This window comes from Seonamhaeicola algicola (assembly GCF_007997385.1).
GTDB lineage: Bacteria > Bacteroidota > Bacteroidia > Flavobacteriales > Flavobacteriaceae > Seonamhaeicola > Seonamhaeicola algicola.
Genome location: NZ_VOSC01000019.1, coordinates 443315 through 458487, shown reverse-complemented (window position 1 = coordinate 458487; position 15173 = coordinate 443315). Strand labels below are relative to the sequence as shown.

Here is a 15173-nt window from a genome sequence, read left to right as displayed (position 1 = left end):
TCATTTATAAAGTTAAAACTTTGGTGCGTTTATAGCGTCTTAAATAACTTTGTATTATGTGTTGTGTATCTCTATTATTAGCCATGGGTGTGATAATAGATTTTAAAACATCAATATTATTTATTTGATAATTTAAGTTATAAAACCCTAAACCCACAAAAACACCATTTTCAATTAAAATAGCACTACGTTCATCAACATCTCTTCCTCTATCTATAATTACCATATTTTTATTGGCGTAACTGTTTTTAGTAATTAGGTTATTTACACGTTTATTGTAGCTTTCAGGCGGCTCTTTTTCAATACATGCACCATTACATAGTTTTACTTCGTAATTGAAACAGCTAGTTTTTGTTTTGTATAAGCCAGCTAGTTTTTGGCAAAGGTTATATTCTTCAACAGCATTTGTAATAAAGCTTTTGCCACTTTGCCGGTTACTAAAGGTTGTAATTGGTTTTTTACGTCCGTCTGCTTTATCAATTTTTAAATTTATATAGTTATTTTCGTCAACAAAGCTATAAAGTGCGTGGGTAAAAATGGTTCTTCGTAAAGCACGGTTAAAAATAGGTTTAACACGTTTAATTTCTTCACTTTCTTTTAAAAGTGCTACAAGTTCACTACCAGTGGCTTCATAAGTTACAGAACTTACGGCTGCTTGAATTTTTTTTGACTTAGCATTTGTACCTGTAAAATGCTGATTTATACGTTTTTTTATGTTTTTACTCTTGCCAATGTAAATTATTTCGCCTTCGGCATTATGAATGTAGTAAACACCTGTAATTGATGGTAAATCGGCAATAATATCAATATGTTTAGGTTCAAGTTGAAGTTTAGGATTGGCTCTTACTGAATTTTTAATAATGTGTTTTTCAGTGTCTTTAGCAAGTAGTAATTTAAAAAGTTTAACGGTAGCTTGTGCATCACCCGATGCTCTGTGTCTATCGGCAACTGGAATGCCTAATGAACGTACTAGCTTGCCTAAACTATATGATTTTTGTCCTGGAATTAACTTTTTTGAAAGCTCTACCGTACAAAGCGATTGTCTTTCAAATTCAAAACCTAAACGCCCAAATTCAGTACGTAAAATTCTGTAGTCAAACTGAGCGTTATGTGCAACAATAATACAGTCTGTTGTAATTTCAACAATACGTTTAGCAACTTCATAAAATTTAGGTGCGTTGCGTAGCATATTACTGTTTATGCCTGTTAAATTAACCACAAAAGGTTGTATGTCTCTTTCAGGATTAACTAAACTTATAAACTGATCTACCACCTCATGACCGTCATATTTATAGATGGCAATTTCAGTAATACCTTCTTCGTTATACTTTCCGCCAGTGGTTTCTATGTCTAGTATTGCGTAAATTTGTTAAAAGTTAAAAGTTAAAAATTTAATTTNTCACTGCTCACTGCTCACTGCTCACTGCTCACTGCTCACTGTAATTACGTGCTCCAAAAATACTACTACCAACTCTAACCATTGTACTGCCACACGCAATAGCTAATTTGTAATCTCCGCTCATGCCCATTGAAATGGTTTTTAATTGGCAGTTTTCAGCTTTAAAAGACTTTAAATTATTAAATGTTGATTTTAATAGTTTGAATTCATTTTCAATTTGAACGGTATTATCGGTAAATGTTGCCATACCCATAACACCGGTAATTTTTATGTTTTTTAATGTTGAAAAGGCTTCAGATTGTAATATTTCTGACGCTTCAGAAGGTGCCATACCAAATTTAGAATCTTCTGAAGCTATTTTAATTTGTAGCAAACAATTAATAATACGGTTGTGTTTTTTGGCTTGCTTATTAATTTCGGCAAGTAATTTAAAGTTATCAGCGCCGTGAATTAAGCTTACAAAGCTAGCCATATATTTTACCTTATTGCGCTGTACATGCCCAATCATATGCCATTGAATATCTTTTGGTAGCGCTTCATGTTTTTCAGCCATTTCTTGTATTTTATTTTCACCAAAAATGCGTTGTCCGGCACTATAGGCTTCTAAAATATCGGTTGTTGGCTTTGTTTTTGAAACAGCTACCAAAGTTACATGGCTTGGTAGTGTTGCTATTATATTTTCTAGGTTTTGTTTTATAGCCATTATTTTGAAAATTGAGCAGATACTTTTTCGGCTTTTTTACTTTCAGAATAATCATAAAAACCTTCACCAGATTTTACGCCTAATTTACCTGCACGTACCATGTTTACTAACAAAGGGCAAGGAGCATATTTGGGGTTTTTAAAGCCATTGTACATAACGTTTAAAATAGACAAACACACATCTAAACCAATAAAATCTGCTAGTTGTAATGGGCCCATTGGGTGTGCCATACCAAGTTTCATAACTGTGTCAATTTCTTCAACACCTGCTACACCGTTGTAAAGTGTTTCAATAGCTTCATTAAGCATAGGCATTAAAATTCTATTGGCTACAAACCCAGGGTAATCATTAACTTCAACAGGTACTTTTCCTAAGGTTTTTGATAGCTGCATAATGGTATTGGTTACGTGGTTACTGGTGTTGTAACCGCGTATAACTTCAACCAATTTCATAATAGGCACCGGATTCATAAAATGCATGCCAATTACTTTATCTGGCCTATTGGTTACTGCAGCAATTTCAGTTATTGAAATAGATGATGTATTGGTAGCTAAAATTGTATCGTCATTACAAATACCATCTAATTGTTTAAAAATTTTAAGTTTCAGGTCTACATTTTCAGTAGCAGCTTCAACCACTAAATGGGCATTTTTAATGGCTTCATCAATAGTTGTTAAACCTGTTATGTTATTAAGTGTTTGTGCTTTTTCTGCTTCTGTAATTTTTTCTTTGGCTACCATTCTATCTAAATTTTTAGCAATGGTAGCTAAGCCTTTATCTAGTGAAACTTGGTTTATATCAACTAATTTAACGTTAAAATTGCATTGTGCAAAAGTATGTGCAATGCCGTTACCCATGGTGCCAGCACCAATAACAACAATGTTTTTCATAATTAAAAATTATTTATTATTTGATTTGCAACGCGTAGTGCTTCGGTGCCATCATGAAGTGTAACTACAGGAGTTGTGTTGGTGTTAATGGCATTTGCAAAAGCTTCTAACTCATCTAAAATGGCATTGTTTTCAGTAATTTTAGGGTTGTCAAAATATATTTGTTTTTTTACGCCTTCGGCATTTTGAAGTACCATATCAAAATCGCCAGGGTTTTCAGGGGCGTCTTTCATTTTAACAACTTCACATTTTTTATCTAAAAAATCTACTGATATATAGGCGTCTTTTTGAAAGAAACGTGCTTTACGCATTTTTTTAAGCGAAATTCTACTAGCTGTTAGGTTAGCAACGCAACCGTTTTCAAACTCTAAACGCGCATTGGCAATATCGGGTGTATCACTAATTACTGAAACGCCACTTGCTGATACGTGTTTAACTTTAGATTTTACAATGCTTAAAATAATATCAATGTCATGAATCATTAAATCTAGCACAACAGGCACATCGGTGCCTCTTGGGTTAAATTCTGCAAGCCTATGTGTTTCAATAAACATAGGTGTTTTTATATCGTTTTTTACTGCTAAAAATGCGGGGTTAAAACGCTCAACATGGCCTACTTGTCCTCTTAAATTGTTTTCGGCAAGTAATTCTCTAATATGTTCAGCTTCTTCAACTGTATTTGTAATGGGCTTTTCAATAAAAATATGTTTCCCTTTTTTAATGGCTTTTTTTGCACAATCATAGTGTGATAGTGTTGGTGTTACAATATCAACAACATCAACAGCATCAATAAGCGCATCAATAGATTTAAAGAATTTATAACCAAATTCTTTTTCAACTTTTTTGCCATTTTTTTCATCGGCATCATAAAAGCCAACAAGGTTGTATTTAGTAGATTGTTTTAAAAGTCTTAAATGTATTTTTCCTAGGTGGCCAGCACCTAGTACACCAGCGTTTAGCATAATATTAGGTTTTCAACAAAAATAACATAATTAAAAGATGATTTTAACCATTTGCAGCTAAAATTTATATTTAAATACAGAATTTTTTTACCGTTAATAAATTATTAATAATATTATTTTAACCTTTAAAATGTTTAACTAATTTTAGCCTTGTAAACAACCAACAATATTGAAAGATACTTTTAAACACAAAGGGTTAAGGCAGCAACTTGTTAATGTTGTAAAAGCCAAAGGAATAGTTGATGAAGCCGTTTTAAAGGCTATAGGTAAAGTGCCAAGACATTTGTTCATGGATTCTAGTTTTTTAGACCATGCTTACCAAGATAAGGCGTTTCCTATTGCGGCAGATCAAACTATTTCTCAGCCATACACGGTTGCGTTTCAAACCGAATTATTACAAGTTAATAATGGCGATAAAATTTTAGAAATTGGTACAGGTTGTGGCTACCAAACTGCTGTGTTGTGTGAGTTGGGTGCCAAGGTTTATAGTATTGAAAGACAAAATGAACTTTTTAAAATAACTAGTAAGTTTTTACCAAAATTAGGGTATAGAGCTAAAAAATTAATTTTTGGTGATGGTTATAAAGGCTTGCCTGAAGAAGCTCCTTTTGATGGTATTATTGTTACTGCTGGTGCACCTTTTGTACCTAAACCTTTATTGGGGCAATTAAAAATTGGTGGACGTTTAGTGATTCCTGTTGGTAATGATGTGCAAGTTATGAACCTTTTTATTAGAAAAGGTGCTAAAGAGTTTGAACAACATGAATTAGGCGAGTTTAGGTTTGTACCTATGTTAGAAGATAAGAATTAGGTTTCTTAGCAATATCAATATGCTAATTAATTTAAAAGCCCGGTTTCAAAGCCATCAATACTTTTTGTGTTTTTATCTTGTTGATATTTTTTAATTCTTTCTTCGCCTTGTTTTTCGGCCCATTTATTAAGTTGTAAGCGTTCTTCTTTAAAATTCATAAAAGGTACCGCATAACCGCATGATGTTTGTAAAGATTCTATTTGCATTTCAATAATTTGCCTTGTACCAGCTATTTTATCAAAACGTGTTATGTGTTTTTTAAATGGCGCATCGCGCTCATGGTAAATTTTAGCATGCCCGTATAATCTTAAAATTAGTGGTTTGCCTTCAAAAGCACAAAACATAATGGTCATGCGGTTATTTTTTAGTAAATGCGCTGCTGTTTCATTACCACTACCGGTTAGGTTTAACCATGCAATGGTGTTTTTGTTTATAATTCTGAACGTGTCTAAACCTTTAGGTGATAAGTTAATTCTACCTTCGTGAGCAGCTGTAGCTACAAAAAAAATCTTTTGGTTTTCAATAAATGTTTGAAGTTCAGGTGTAATTTCAGTATAAAATTTAGACATGCTTTTGTATCTTTAAATTAAGATTTTGGTAAATAAGCTCTTGGTATTGGGTTGAATTTGTTTTCGTTAGTCCAATAAATATTTAAAATCCACCAACGGCTGCCGTCAAACATTAACTGAATACTGTTAATACCACGCATAAAGGGCTTTTCGTCAGTTTTACTGTTGTAGCACTCGTAAGTGCTAAAAACATGTGCTAAATTTCCAAATTGTTGTACTTCTCGTTTTATTTCTTTTTCAATAAATCCGTTTTGTACTAACCATTTCCCTGAGTTTTTAACATAATCATCAGCAGATAAGTAGCGTGCTTTATAAACGCGCTCATTATTTCTACCAGACGGAATTAATTTAGCATCTTTATAAAAAAGAAACTTAAATTGCCCCCAGTTTCTTGCTTCGCCTTTTTCACCAGAAATTGTTTTATATAATGTTTTTATGGTACTATCAATTGTAAATGCTTTAGTTGTATCAATACCAAAAACTTTTGGACCCTCATTTTTTGAGTTTTTTTGAGCATTCACACTAAAAATTGTAGCTGTAAATAATAGAAGTAATGCTGTATTTTTCATGGTGTTTTAAGTTGAAATTACAAACACGAAAAATACTGAATTTATTTTAACCAGTAAATTACTTAAAACTCTTTTTAATGCGGTCTAGGTTACGTTTATTATCGCGGTCTTTAATAGTTTCGCGTTTATCATAAAGTTTTTTCCCTTTTGCAAGTGCTATATTAAGCTTAGCAAAGCCTTTATCATTAATAAAAAGCTTTAAAGGAATAATGGTTAAACCAGAGTTTTGTACTTCTTTTTCAAGTTTTTTTAACTCTTTTTTGTTTAAAAGTAGTTTTCTAACGGCTTTTGGTTTGTGGTTGTAATGTGTGCCAAAGCTATATTCTTCAATAGTCATATTAACCACAAAAAGCTCACCTTTATCATTAAATTCACAAAAACTTTCAGCAATAGAAGCTTTACTATTTCTAATAGATTTAATTTCAGTACCACTTAATACAATACCAGCAGTGTACTTGTCTAGTATTTCATACTGAAAGCGCGCTTTTTTATTTAATATGTTAACCGTTTTTTGCATGGGGCACAAAAATACATGAATTTTTTAATTTGAAGCATGATAAAATATTACTAAAATATTTAAAAAATAAAGCTAAACAATTATTTTTAGCACATACTATATACTTATTTATGCGAAAACTACTTTTTTTATCCATTGTTTTTTTACAATTAAATGCTTGTAAAAGTGTTGATAATTACAATGCTCAAATAACCAAATTACATACTGTTGAAGATTTGCATAGTGATATTGATAAGCTATACAAACAACTACAAAAAAATCACCCAAAACTATATCAGTACACGCCCAAAGAAACGTTAGATTTTAAGTTTGATAGTTTAAAAAAAAGTATAAAATCACCTATGAATTCGCGTGCTTTTTATAAAGTATTAGCACCTGTAGTGGCAAATGTTAGGCAAGGGCACGTAGCGGTTGGTTCAGTATCAAAACAATTTAAGCGTAAAGAACGTAAAGCATTACTTAAGCAAAAATTTCAGTTTTATAATTTAGATTTTGAATATTTAAATAATAAGCTTTGGGTAATAGCAAACCGCGGCAAAGACTCAATATTAGTAGGTAGTGAAGTAGTAACAATAGCAGGTGAGCCAACTGAAAAAATAGTAGAAACATTGAAAACACGTTTTGCTTCCGATGGTTTTAACACCACATTGCATAACAGATTTGTAAGTAAAGGTTTCACAACGTTTTATTATAAAGAAAAAGGGTTTTTAGATAGCTTACAGGTTACATTTAAAAAAAACGATTCGGTTTTTACAAAAACCTTAAAACGTATTGCTAAAAACGAAAAAAAGAAAAAAGTAATAACAGATTCTCTTAAAGAAGAAGCTCCCAAAAAACTTACTAAAGCAGAAAAAAAGGCACTTAAAATAGCAAAAAAAGCGCGCAAAAAGTATAATAAAAAACACGGATATATTTCAAAAAGAAAACAATACACACGTAATTTTAATTTTATAGGCACCGATAGTTCTGTGGCATACATGAAAATTAGAAGTTTTACCAACGGTAACTATAAAAAGTTTTATCAAGAAAGTTTTGCAAAAATGGATAGTTTACAAACAAAAAATTTCATTTTAGACTTAAGAGATAATGGTGGCGGCCGCATTGCAGAAATTTATAAGTTATATTCATATTTAACAGATAAAGAGTATCAGTTCATTTTAAAAAGTGAAGTAAACAGTCGTACACCTTTTTTTAAATATGCGTTTAGTAATACATCACCAATTAGTATGAAAATTTTTGGTGGCTTAGTATCGCCAGTTATTTTGGTGCAAAATTTATTACGTACCAAAAAAGAAAACGGTAAAATTTATTATAAGTTTAAGTGGGCAAAACAGGGGAAACCAAACCCGCTTAACTATAAAGGTAATATGTATGTATTAATTAACGGTAATTCATTTTCAGCATCATCATTACTGTCAACACATTTGCAAGCCACAAAAAGAGCAACATTTGTTGGCGAAGAAACAGGAGGCGCCTATAATGGAACAGTAGCTGGCATTTATAAAAATTATAAACTACCAAATACACAGTTAAAAGTTCGTATGGGTTTAATGCAAATAGAAGCGCCTTATAAACAAAAACCCGATGGCTTTGGTATAAAACCCGATGTTGAAATTTTACCAACCATACAACACCGGCAACAAAACATAGACCCTGAGTTACAATGGGTTTTAAATAAATTAGGAAAGGCAGAGTAGCTATTTGTAAGCTAACTATATGTTTAAAACATAACAAAAAACATAAAAGTGTTTTAAAAGCACTTTTTCATTGCCTTACCATAAAACATTTGTACTTTTGGTATACCAATTTTTAAATAGAAAAATTAGTTTATGAATTCATATGATGTAGCCGTTATTGGTTCTGGTCCTGGTGGATATGTTGCTGCTATTAGATGCGCACAATTAGGAATGAAAACCGCCATAATAGAAAAATATGCAACTTTAGGTGGTACTTGTTTAAATGTAGGTTGTATACCAAGTAAAGCACTTTTAGATTCTTCACACCATTATGAAGATGCCATAAAACATTTTGAAGAACACGGTATTGAAATTCCGGGTGATGTTAAGGTAAATCTTGAAAAAATGATTGCTCGCAAACAAGCCGTGGTTGATCAAACAACAAGTGGTATAGATTTTTTAATGAAGAAGAATAATATTGATGTATATCAAGGTTTAGGAAGCTTTAAAGATGCTACACATATTACAATTTCAGGTGAAGAAACTACCGGAATTGAAGCTAAAAATACCATTATTGCAACAGGAAGTAAACCCTCTAGTTTACCATTTATAAATATTGATAAAGAGCGCATTATAACTTCAACCGAAGCTTTAAAACTTAAAGAAATACCAAAGCATTTAATAGTTATTGGTGGTGGTGTTATTGGTTTAGAACTTGGGCAAGTTTATAAACGTTTAGGTGCCGAAGTTTCAGTTGTTGAGTATGCTGATAGAATTGTACCTACTATGGATGCAGGTGTTTCAAAAGAACTTAATAAAGTTTTAAAGAAACAAAAATTCAAAATTAATGCATCACATAAAGTAAAATCTGTTGAGCGTGTTGGTGATGAAGTTATTGTAAAAGCCGATAATAAGAAAGGCGAAGAAGTTGAATTTAAAGGCGATTATTGTTTAGTATCTGTTGGTCGTAGTCCGTATACCAATGGTTTAAACGCTGAAGCTGCAGGTGTTAAATTAGATGATAGAGGTAGAGTAGAAGTAAATAGCCATTTACAAACCAGCGCATCAAACATTTACGCTATTGGAGATGTTGTAAAAGGCGCAATGTTAGCTCATAAAGCTGAAGAAGAAGGTGTGTTTGTAGCTGAAACTTTAGCAGGACAAAAACCACATATAGACTATAATTTAATTCCAGGTGTAGTTTACACATGGCCAGAAGTAGCCGCTGTTGGTAAAACTGAAGAGCAATTAAAAGAAGCAGGTGTTGCATATAAAACAGGTCAATTTCCAATGCGAGCTTTAGGTAGAGCTAGAGCAAGTATGGATATTGATGGATTTGTAAAAGTACTAGCCGATAAAAACACCGATGAAATTTTAGGTGTACACATGGTTGGAGCACGTGCTGCCGATATGATTGCTGAAGCAGTTGTTGCTATGGAATATAGAGCTAGTGCCGAAGATGTTTCTAGAATGTCTCATGCACACCCAACATTTACTGAAGCTATTAAAGAAGCGGCTTTAGCTGCAACTGATGATAGGGCACTGCATGTTTAAAAGTTATTATTAACTATACAAAAAAGCCCAATTAACATTGGGCTTTTTTTTATTCTGTTTGTTTATTGAATTTATCGTAAATTTTTTGTTCGTACACGCTGGCAGAAAGTATTTCGTCTTGTTTTATTATTATATCTGTATTTAAGTTTATAGATTCAATTTTTTCGTCGTTATGTTCATTTAAATCTTCAATAAACTCATCAACTACCTTAAAATAATCTGTTGTTATGTGTAATTGTTTTGTTTCGCTATCTCTATATCCACTTATAATTGGAGTTATTGTTAAATAATTCGTTTTTTGTGGGATAGGTATTGTTTCTGAAAACCCAATGTAAACTTTATTATTTTTTAATGTTATTTGCATAGCAAAACCTTTTTCAACCGAGTCTTTAAAAAGCCTTTCAATTTCGTCTCCATTTTGTTTAATAGCCCATATAATAGGTTCGTCAGTTTTATAATTTCGTCTAATATATTTGTTAATACACCAAGTTATGAATAAACCAATGAGGCATGAAAAAACTACTGTCCAGAAATAAGTGGGTTTTTCAATAGGAAAAACATTTAAATAATTTAAAGGAATAGTAATTATGGGTTTATAAATTGTTTCTAAAACAGTTCTTATTAAAAAACCAAAAATTACTATTATTACACCAATGCCAACAGATTCAAATAAAATTCTGTTTCTAGAAAGGCGTTGTAAATTATACTTAAATAGTAAAGAAAAAGTAAGGATAAGGTATCCTGTAATTATGGGCAGTAAAAATAAATTATAAGGCACTTACGCGCTAGCTTTACTTTGAGATATTTGTTCTTTTATTGATTCAGAATTTTTTATCTCATTTATAATGTCTTGTATATCTTGTCTTCTATAAAAAACATTTTTATCAACATAAAGTCTTCCTCCAAAAGTACCTCGAAGTCCAGTGTCTTTTGTTTTAGGCTTTCGCATAAATGAAAAACTTAATTTAGGCATAGTTTTGATAATGTTTGTGTTACTAAATTAATACAAATTTTGTTCCAAACCAATATTTAGTGATATAAAATTTTATGGTTTAATACTTTATGTAAAATTAGGTTTTAAGTTTAGTGAATAAAATCTAATTTAATATAGCGTTAATTTTATCAAAAGTAATTTCGTTAAAGTTGCTAATAACTTTGTTTGCTAAACTATAATCTTGGTTTTTAGAGTGAAAACTGTCATAACCAACACAGTAAATACCTGCAGCATTAGCAGCCTTAATACCGTTGGTAGAATCTTCAATAACTATACATTCTTCAGGCTTAAACCCTGATGCTTCGGCGGCTTTAATAAATATTTCAGGGTTTGGTTTAGATTCTTTTAAATCGGCACCACTTAATTTCGCCTTGAAATATTGATTTAAATCAAAGCGTTCAAAAATTTGATTAATTCCGCCCATTGAGGCAGATGACCCTAAAACTAAGGTTAAACCATTGTTGTGGTAATCTTTAATTAAATCTAAAACACCGTCAATTAAAGTTAAACCTGAATCACTTTCAAAAAACTGTTTATAATGTTTACGTTTTAAAGCAACTAAGGTTTCAGGAGCTTGTTCTAAATTAAAATAATTACATAAACGTTTGCAAATATTAATGGTAGATTGCCCTGTGAACGATTCGTAAAGTTCTTTAGAAACATCAATTCCAACTTCATTAAACATATCATTATACGCTTTGTTATGTAATGGCTCACTATCAATAATAACGCCATCCATATCAAAAATAACGGCTTTTAGCATATTTTACTTTTTTTTGACGAAGATAAGCAATTGATAAAAGTTGATTATAAAATATTTTGGTGATTTAAAATTATATGGCAATTTTAGTGAAATAAAAACACAAAATAACATTGGCCGCAAGATTACATGTAAAGAATAAGCACAAAACAGGCTATAATTTAAAGGCTTTGTGCGAAGTGTACCCACAATTGAATACGTTTGTTTTTGAAAACGAACATAAAAATACAACACTAAATTTTGCAAACCCAAAAGCAGTGAAAGCCCTAAATACGGCACTTTTGTATAAGTATTATAATATTAAGTTTTGGGAATTTCCTGATGATAATTTATGCCCGCCAATACCTGGTAGAGTAGATTATGTACACTATTTAAATGATATTTTAAGGCCTAAAAATAACGGTGATAGTGTTAAGGTTTTAGATATTGGTACTGGGGCTACTTGTATTTATCCGTTGCTTGGTAATGCAGTTTATAAATGGCAATTTGTAGCTACAGATATTGATAAAGTATCTTTACAAAATGCACAATTAATTATTGATAAAAATAATTTGAATGCACATATTGAATTACGACATCAAAAAAATAAATTACATATTTTAAAAGGTGTTTTAAATGAAACTGATTCTTTTTTGGTATCTATGTGTAATCCGCCGTTTTATACATCTGAACAAGAGGCAATTGATGCTACAAAGCGAAAATTAAAAGGGCTTGATATAGCTGTAGAAAATAAACCAGTAAGAAACTTTTCAGGAACACATAACGAACTTTGGTATAAAGGTGGCGAAAAAGCATTTCTTCATAATTATTTATATGAAAGCTCATTATTTAAAGCGCAATGTGTTTGGTTTTCGTCGTTAGTATCAAAAAAAGATTTAATAAGAGGTTTAAAAGTGTCATTAAAGAAATTAGGAGCAACATCAATAAAGGTTATAAACATGGAAACAGGCAATAAAACAGTACGCTTTATTGCCTGGTCTTTCCAAGAATAAACTAAATCTAACTAAATGTTTTTCTTTCTTAAATCTAATTTGTAAAAAAATCCAAGTTGTAATCTGTGTAGGTCTAATCCTTTAATTTTTCGGTTTAAATAGCCTACCTGTATGTTTGCACTTTTAAATACGTTAATGCCTAAAGCGCCATAAGCTCTATTTTCTGTAAAGGCATCATTTTTTTCAGTTTGAATAGTCCAAATAAATTCATTATTCAACCGTATAAAAAAAGTGTTATTTAATTTAATTTTTGAACCTAACCTATAACGCATACGGTTATGAAAAACATTATCTTTTGGTGCAGGTTTATTTAAAAAGCGTTGTTCTAATCTCAATCTATGATCAAAAGGAAGCTTGCCTATTTTGTGTTTATAACCTAATTGCTCATAGGTTCTGTTTTCAAAAGTATGTGGCCCTTGTTTGTTAAATCCGCTATCAATATCCATCCAGCCATAAGCTACCGATGTTGTTATTTTAGGTGATACGTGGTAGTTTAATGTTAAACTGGTAAACAAAAAATTAAAATTATCAGCTACTTCATAATGCCAAGATTGAACAACGTTGCTTATACTTATTTTATCTGAAATTCTGTAGCTAGCACCATAGGTAAACCAAGAACCCATTTTATCTTCAATAGGCGATTGTGCCAATACATTACAACAAATAAAAACAAAAATTATAGTGCTTATTTTTTTCATTATACATTAATTTAAAATGGCCAAATAACGGGTACTAGTAAAAGCGTTACAATTAAAAATAGTAGTAAAAGTGGTGCGCCAACTTTTAGGTAATCCATAAATTTATAACCACCAGCCGTCATTACCATAGCGTTTGTTGTAGTACCAATAGGTGTTAAAAATGCAGTAGAAGCACTTATAGCTACTACAATCATAAAAGGTTCAGGTGATAGGTTTAAAGAGTTTGCTGCCAGTATAGCAATAGGAGCCATTAATACTGCAGTAGCCGAATTATTTATAACCTGACTAAAGGTTGTTGTTAATAAAAATACACCGCCTAAAAGCATTATTGGGTGTATAGAGCCTAAATAATCAACCAAGGCATTGGCAATAACTTGCGCAGTACCTGTTTTTTGTAATGCAATACCCATTGGTATCATAGCGGCAATCATTATAACACTTATCCAGCTTATACCTTTATAAGCTTTAGCCATAGGAATACAACCTGTTAATAAAATAATACCAGCTGAAATTAAAGCAGCAATAGACCCCGGAACTATTTTAAATACCATAAAAACAATCATAAGTAACAATGCGCCTAAGGCTATGTATGATTTATGGTTTAAACTTTCAACATTTTTAGCCATTCCTTCGGGGCTACCTATAATAACAAGGTTTTCATGTTGGTTTTTAAGGTCTTCAATGCTGCCCCATGTACCTCTAAGTAAAAATGCATCACCAGCTTTAACTGTAATTTCTTTATCTAAAAGCGGTTTATTGTTTCTAGAAGCAGCAAGTAGTTGAATACCAAAACGTTTAAAATAATCACCAAGTTTGTATTTTCTTCCTACAAAAATGGAGTTTGGGTTTACAATAACTTCGGTCATACCAACTTCTTGGTTAATAAGGTTGTGTTTTAACTCATCAGTAACAGGTTCTAGTGGTAGTAAACCTAATCTAAATTCTATCATTAATTTATTAATAGATTCGGTGCTACCTTTTACAGTAATAATATCATGGTATTTAAGCTTGGTGTTTAAATCTGGGAATTCTTCAAACTGTGGAATACCTTTAAGCATATTAGGATGCCTGCGTTTAAGCCTAATAACTGTAACATTATATTTTTTTTCTAAATCCCACTTTTTAAGCTTTGTATTAATCATGGGAGAAATAGACCTGATGCGTAACCTGTAATAATCGTCGTTAATTTTATAAGCTTCAATCCAATTATGTAGAGTAGATTCAATATTTACAGGCTTGTTATTAGTTTTATTTTTAGGTAATAATTTATAAGCAACATACCTAAAATAAACCAAAGCAATAATTAAAAGTGGTATACCAATAAGTGCAAATTCAAAAAACGAAAATCCTTCAAATCCATTTTCAACTAAAGCATTACTAGCAATAATATTTGGTGGTGTACCAGTAAGTGTTAACAAACCACCAGTATTTGAGCCAAAAGCAACAGGCATTAGCATTTTTGAAGGTAAAGTACCAATGCTCCAAGCTGAAGATATAGTTAAAGGCATTAAAGTAGCAACAGTACCAGTATTACTAACAAAACCAGATAGTACACCGGCGCCTAAACTAACAATAACTAAAAGTTTAGGAATACTTTTACCAGCCCATTCTACAAACTTTTTTCCGGCCATAGCCGTCCATCCAGTTTGTGCAATTCCTTCACCAATAATAAATAGGGCGGCAATCATAATTACTGTAGGGTTACTAAAGCCACTAAGTGTTTCAGAAGCTGTTAAAATACCCGTTAAGTATAAACTAATCATTGAAATTAGCGCCACAATATCTGGCGTAAACTTGCCCCATACAAATAACCCAATGGTTATAACTAAAATGAATAACATTAAATACATACCTGATTTTTTTAGTATTAATTATGAGGTAAAATTACTACCTGTATAAGGCATGTATCATGACCAAAGTCATACTTTACGCATTCTTTTAATTTTTTAATTATTGTTATATTTAGCCTATAAAAAATGAAGAAACTACTAGCGAATACGTTTGAGTAATTATACTTTTTAAGTGATTAGCAATTATTTAAAAGAATACAATTGTTGAGGTTTAAAATGAATCTTAAAA

At 31.4% G+C, this 15173-nt stretch carries 16 protein-coding genes; 4 read left to right on the top strand and 12 right to left on the bottom strand.

From position 1 onward, the window contains the following. Nucleotides 1–4: 4 nt before the first annotated feature. The 4 genes from FUA26_RS07430 to FUA26_RS07415 all read right to left on the bottom strand — a co-directional run bounded on the left by FUA26_RS07430 (nt 5) and on the right by FUA26_RS07415 (nt 3954). Nucleotides 5–1366, bottom strand: coding sequence for an exonuclease domain-containing protein (locus FUA26_RS07430; RefSeq protein WP_147133786.1), 1362 nt, complete (start codon nt 1364–1366; stop codon nt 5–7). A gap of 61 nt (nt 1367–1427) precedes the next feature. Then, the gene (locus tag FUA26_RS07425) at nt 1428–2102 is read right to left on the bottom strand and encodes a YggS family pyridoxal phosphate-dependent enzyme (RefSeq protein ID WP_147133783.1); all 675 of its coding nucleotides are present in this window, start codon (nt 2100–2102) and stop codon (nt 1428–1430) included. Continuing rightward, nucleotides 2102–2992: a 3-hydroxybutyryl-CoA dehydrogenase gene (locus tag FUA26_RS07420; protein WP_147133780.1), complete on the bottom strand. Its 891-nt coding sequence runs from the start codon at nt 2990–2992 to the stop codon at nt 2102–2104. The genes FUA26_RS07425 and FUA26_RS07420 overlap by 1 nt, the downstream gene beginning before the upstream one ends. Before the next feature lie 2 nt (nt 2993–2994). Continuing rightward, nucleotides 2995–3954, bottom strand: a complete 960-nt coding sequence (locus FUA26_RS07415) for a Gfo/Idh/MocA family protein (protein ID WP_147133777.1) — start codon at nt 3952–3954, stop codon at nt 2995–2997. A 169-nt stretch (nt 3955–4123) separates the two neighbouring features. Here FUA26_RS07415 and FUA26_RS07410 point away from each other — a divergent pair, with 169 nt between their 5' ends. Next, a complete protein-coding gene (locus FUA26_RS07410) occupies nt 4124–4765 on the top strand; it encodes a protein-L-isoaspartate(D-aspartate) O-methyltransferase (protein WP_147133774.1) in 642 nt (213 codons plus the stop codon). Between the two features lie 26 nt (nt 4766–4791). On the opposite strand, the gene FUA26_RS07405 is transcribed toward FUA26_RS07410, so the two are convergent. Genes FUA26_RS07405 through smpB form a run of 3 tightly spaced genes read right to left on the bottom strand, consistent with a single transcriptional unit; the run spans nt 4792 to nt 6420 of the window. Beyond that, on the bottom strand, nt 4792–5334 hold the full coding sequence (locus tag FUA26_RS07405; protein WP_147133771.1) for a pyridoxamine 5'-phosphate oxidase family protein: 543 nt from the start codon (nt 5332–5334) through the stop codon (nt 4792–4794). A gap of 17 nt (nt 5335–5351) precedes the next feature. Then, nucleotides 5352–5903 carry a hypothetical protein gene (locus tag FUA26_RS07400; protein WP_147133768.1) on the bottom strand — a complete coding sequence of 184 codons (552 nt, stop codon included), beginning with the start codon at nt 5901–5903 and terminating at the stop codon, nt 5352–5354. Between the two features lie 58 nt (nt 5904–5961). Further along, nucleotides 5962–6420, bottom strand: coding sequence for an SsrA-binding protein SmpB (smpB, locus tag FUA26_RS07395; protein ID WP_147133766.1), 459 nt, complete (start codon nt 6418–6420; stop codon nt 5962–5964). Between the two features lie 110 nt (nt 6421–6530). Here smpB and FUA26_RS07390 point away from each other — a divergent pair, with 110 nt between their 5' ends. Beyond that, complete coding sequence (locus FUA26_RS07390) at nt 6531–8117, top strand: S41 family peptidase (RefSeq protein WP_147133764.1); 1587 nt, start codon at nt 6531–6533, stop codon at nt 8115–8117. Nucleotides 8118–8249: 132 nt separating this feature from the next. Next, nucleotides 8250–9650 (top strand): dihydrolipoyl dehydrogenase, encoded by a 1401-nt coding sequence (gene lpdA / locus FUA26_RS07385; RefSeq protein ID WP_147133761.1) that lies wholly within the window; start codon nt 8250–8252, stop codon nt 9648–9650. A gap of 49 nt (nt 9651–9699) precedes the next feature. Here lpdA and FUA26_RS07380 read toward each other — a convergent pair whose 3' ends face one another. The 3 genes from FUA26_RS07380 to FUA26_RS07370 form a co-directional block, all read right to left on the bottom strand. Further along, a complete protein-coding gene (locus FUA26_RS07380) occupies nt 9700–10428 on the bottom strand; it encodes a hypothetical protein (RefSeq protein WP_147133758.1) in 729 nt (242 codons plus the stop codon). After that, nucleotides 10429–10623, bottom strand: a complete 195-nt coding sequence (locus FUA26_RS07375) for a hypothetical protein (protein ID WP_147133755.1) — start codon at nt 10621–10623, stop codon at nt 10429–10431. Between the two features lie 124 nt (nt 10624–10747). Beyond that, nucleotides 10748–11407 carry an HAD family hydrolase gene (locus tag FUA26_RS07370; RefSeq protein WP_147133752.1) on the bottom strand — a complete coding sequence of 220 codons (660 nt, stop codon included), beginning with the start codon at nt 11405–11407 and terminating at the stop codon, nt 10748–10750. 110 nt (nt 11408–11517) lie between these two features. On the opposite strand from FUA26_RS07370, the gene rlmF reads away from it, so the two are divergent. Continuing rightward, nucleotides 11518–12396 (top strand): 23S rRNA (adenine(1618)-N(6))-methyltransferase RlmF, encoded by an 879-nt coding sequence (gene rlmF / locus FUA26_RS07365; RefSeq protein WP_147133750.1) that lies wholly within the window; start codon nt 11518–11520, stop codon nt 12394–12396. 11 nt (nt 12397–12407) lie between these two features. On the opposite strand, the gene FUA26_RS07360 is transcribed toward rlmF, so the two are convergent. Then, the gene (locus tag FUA26_RS07360) at nt 12408–13094 is read right to left on the bottom strand and encodes a DUF2490 domain-containing protein (protein WP_147133748.1); all 687 of its coding nucleotides are present in this window, start codon (nt 13092–13094) and stop codon (nt 12408–12410) included. A gap of 11 nt (nt 13095–13105) precedes the next feature. After that, a complete protein-coding gene (locus FUA26_RS07355) occupies nt 13106–14935 on the bottom strand; it encodes an SLC13 family permease (RefSeq protein ID WP_147134391.1) in 1830 nt (609 codons plus the stop codon). Nucleotides 14936–15173: the final 238 nt, after the last annotated feature.

Bases quoted from the DNA above. Each gene is read 5' to 3' on its own strand.
- FUA26_RS07400 (WP_147133768.1), bottom strand. From the start codon at position 5,903: ATGAAAAATACAGCATTACTTCTATTATTTACAGCTACAATTTTTAGT.
- FUA26_RS07370 (WP_147133752.1), bottom strand. From the start codon at position 11,407: ATGCTAAAAGCCGTTATTTTTGATATGGATGGCGTTATTATTGATAGT.
- FUA26_RS07360 (WP_147133748.1), bottom strand. From the start codon at position 13,094: ATGAAAAAAATAAGCACTATAATTTTTGTTTTTATTTGTTGTAATGTA.
- FUA26_RS07355 (WP_147134391.1), bottom strand. From the start codon at position 14,935: ATGTTATTCATTTTAGTTATAACCATTGGGTTATTTGTATGGGGCAAG.
- FUA26_RS07405 (WP_147133771.1), bottom strand. From the start codon at position 5,334: ATGTCTAAATTTTATACTGAAATTACACCTGAACTTCAAACATTTATT.
- FUA26_RS07390 (WP_147133764.1), top strand. From the start codon at position 6,531: ATGCGAAAACTACTTTTTTTATCCATTGTTTTTTTACAATTAAATGCT.
- FUA26_RS07420 (WP_147133780.1), bottom strand. From the start codon at position 2,992: ATGAAAAACATTGTTGTTATTGGTGCTGGCACCATGGGTAACGGCATT.
- FUA26_RS07425 (WP_147133783.1), bottom strand. From the start codon at position 2,102: ATGGCTATAAAACAAAACCTAGAAAATATAATAGCAACACTACCAAGC.
- FUA26_RS07415 (WP_147133777.1), bottom strand. From the start codon at position 3,954: ATGCTAAACGCTGGTGTACTAGGTGCTGGCCACCTAGGAAAAATACAT.
- smpB (WP_147133766.1), bottom strand. From the start codon at position 6,420: ATGCAAAAAACGGTTAACATATTAAATAAAAAAGCGCGCTTTCAGTAT.
- FUA26_RS07375 (WP_147133755.1), bottom strand. From the start codon at position 10,623: ATGCCTAAATTAAGTTTTTCATTTATGCGAAAGCCTAAAACAAAAGAC.
- lpdA (WP_147133761.1), top strand. From the start codon at position 8,250: ATGAATTCATATGATGTAGCCGTTATTGGTTCTGGTCCTGGTGGATAT.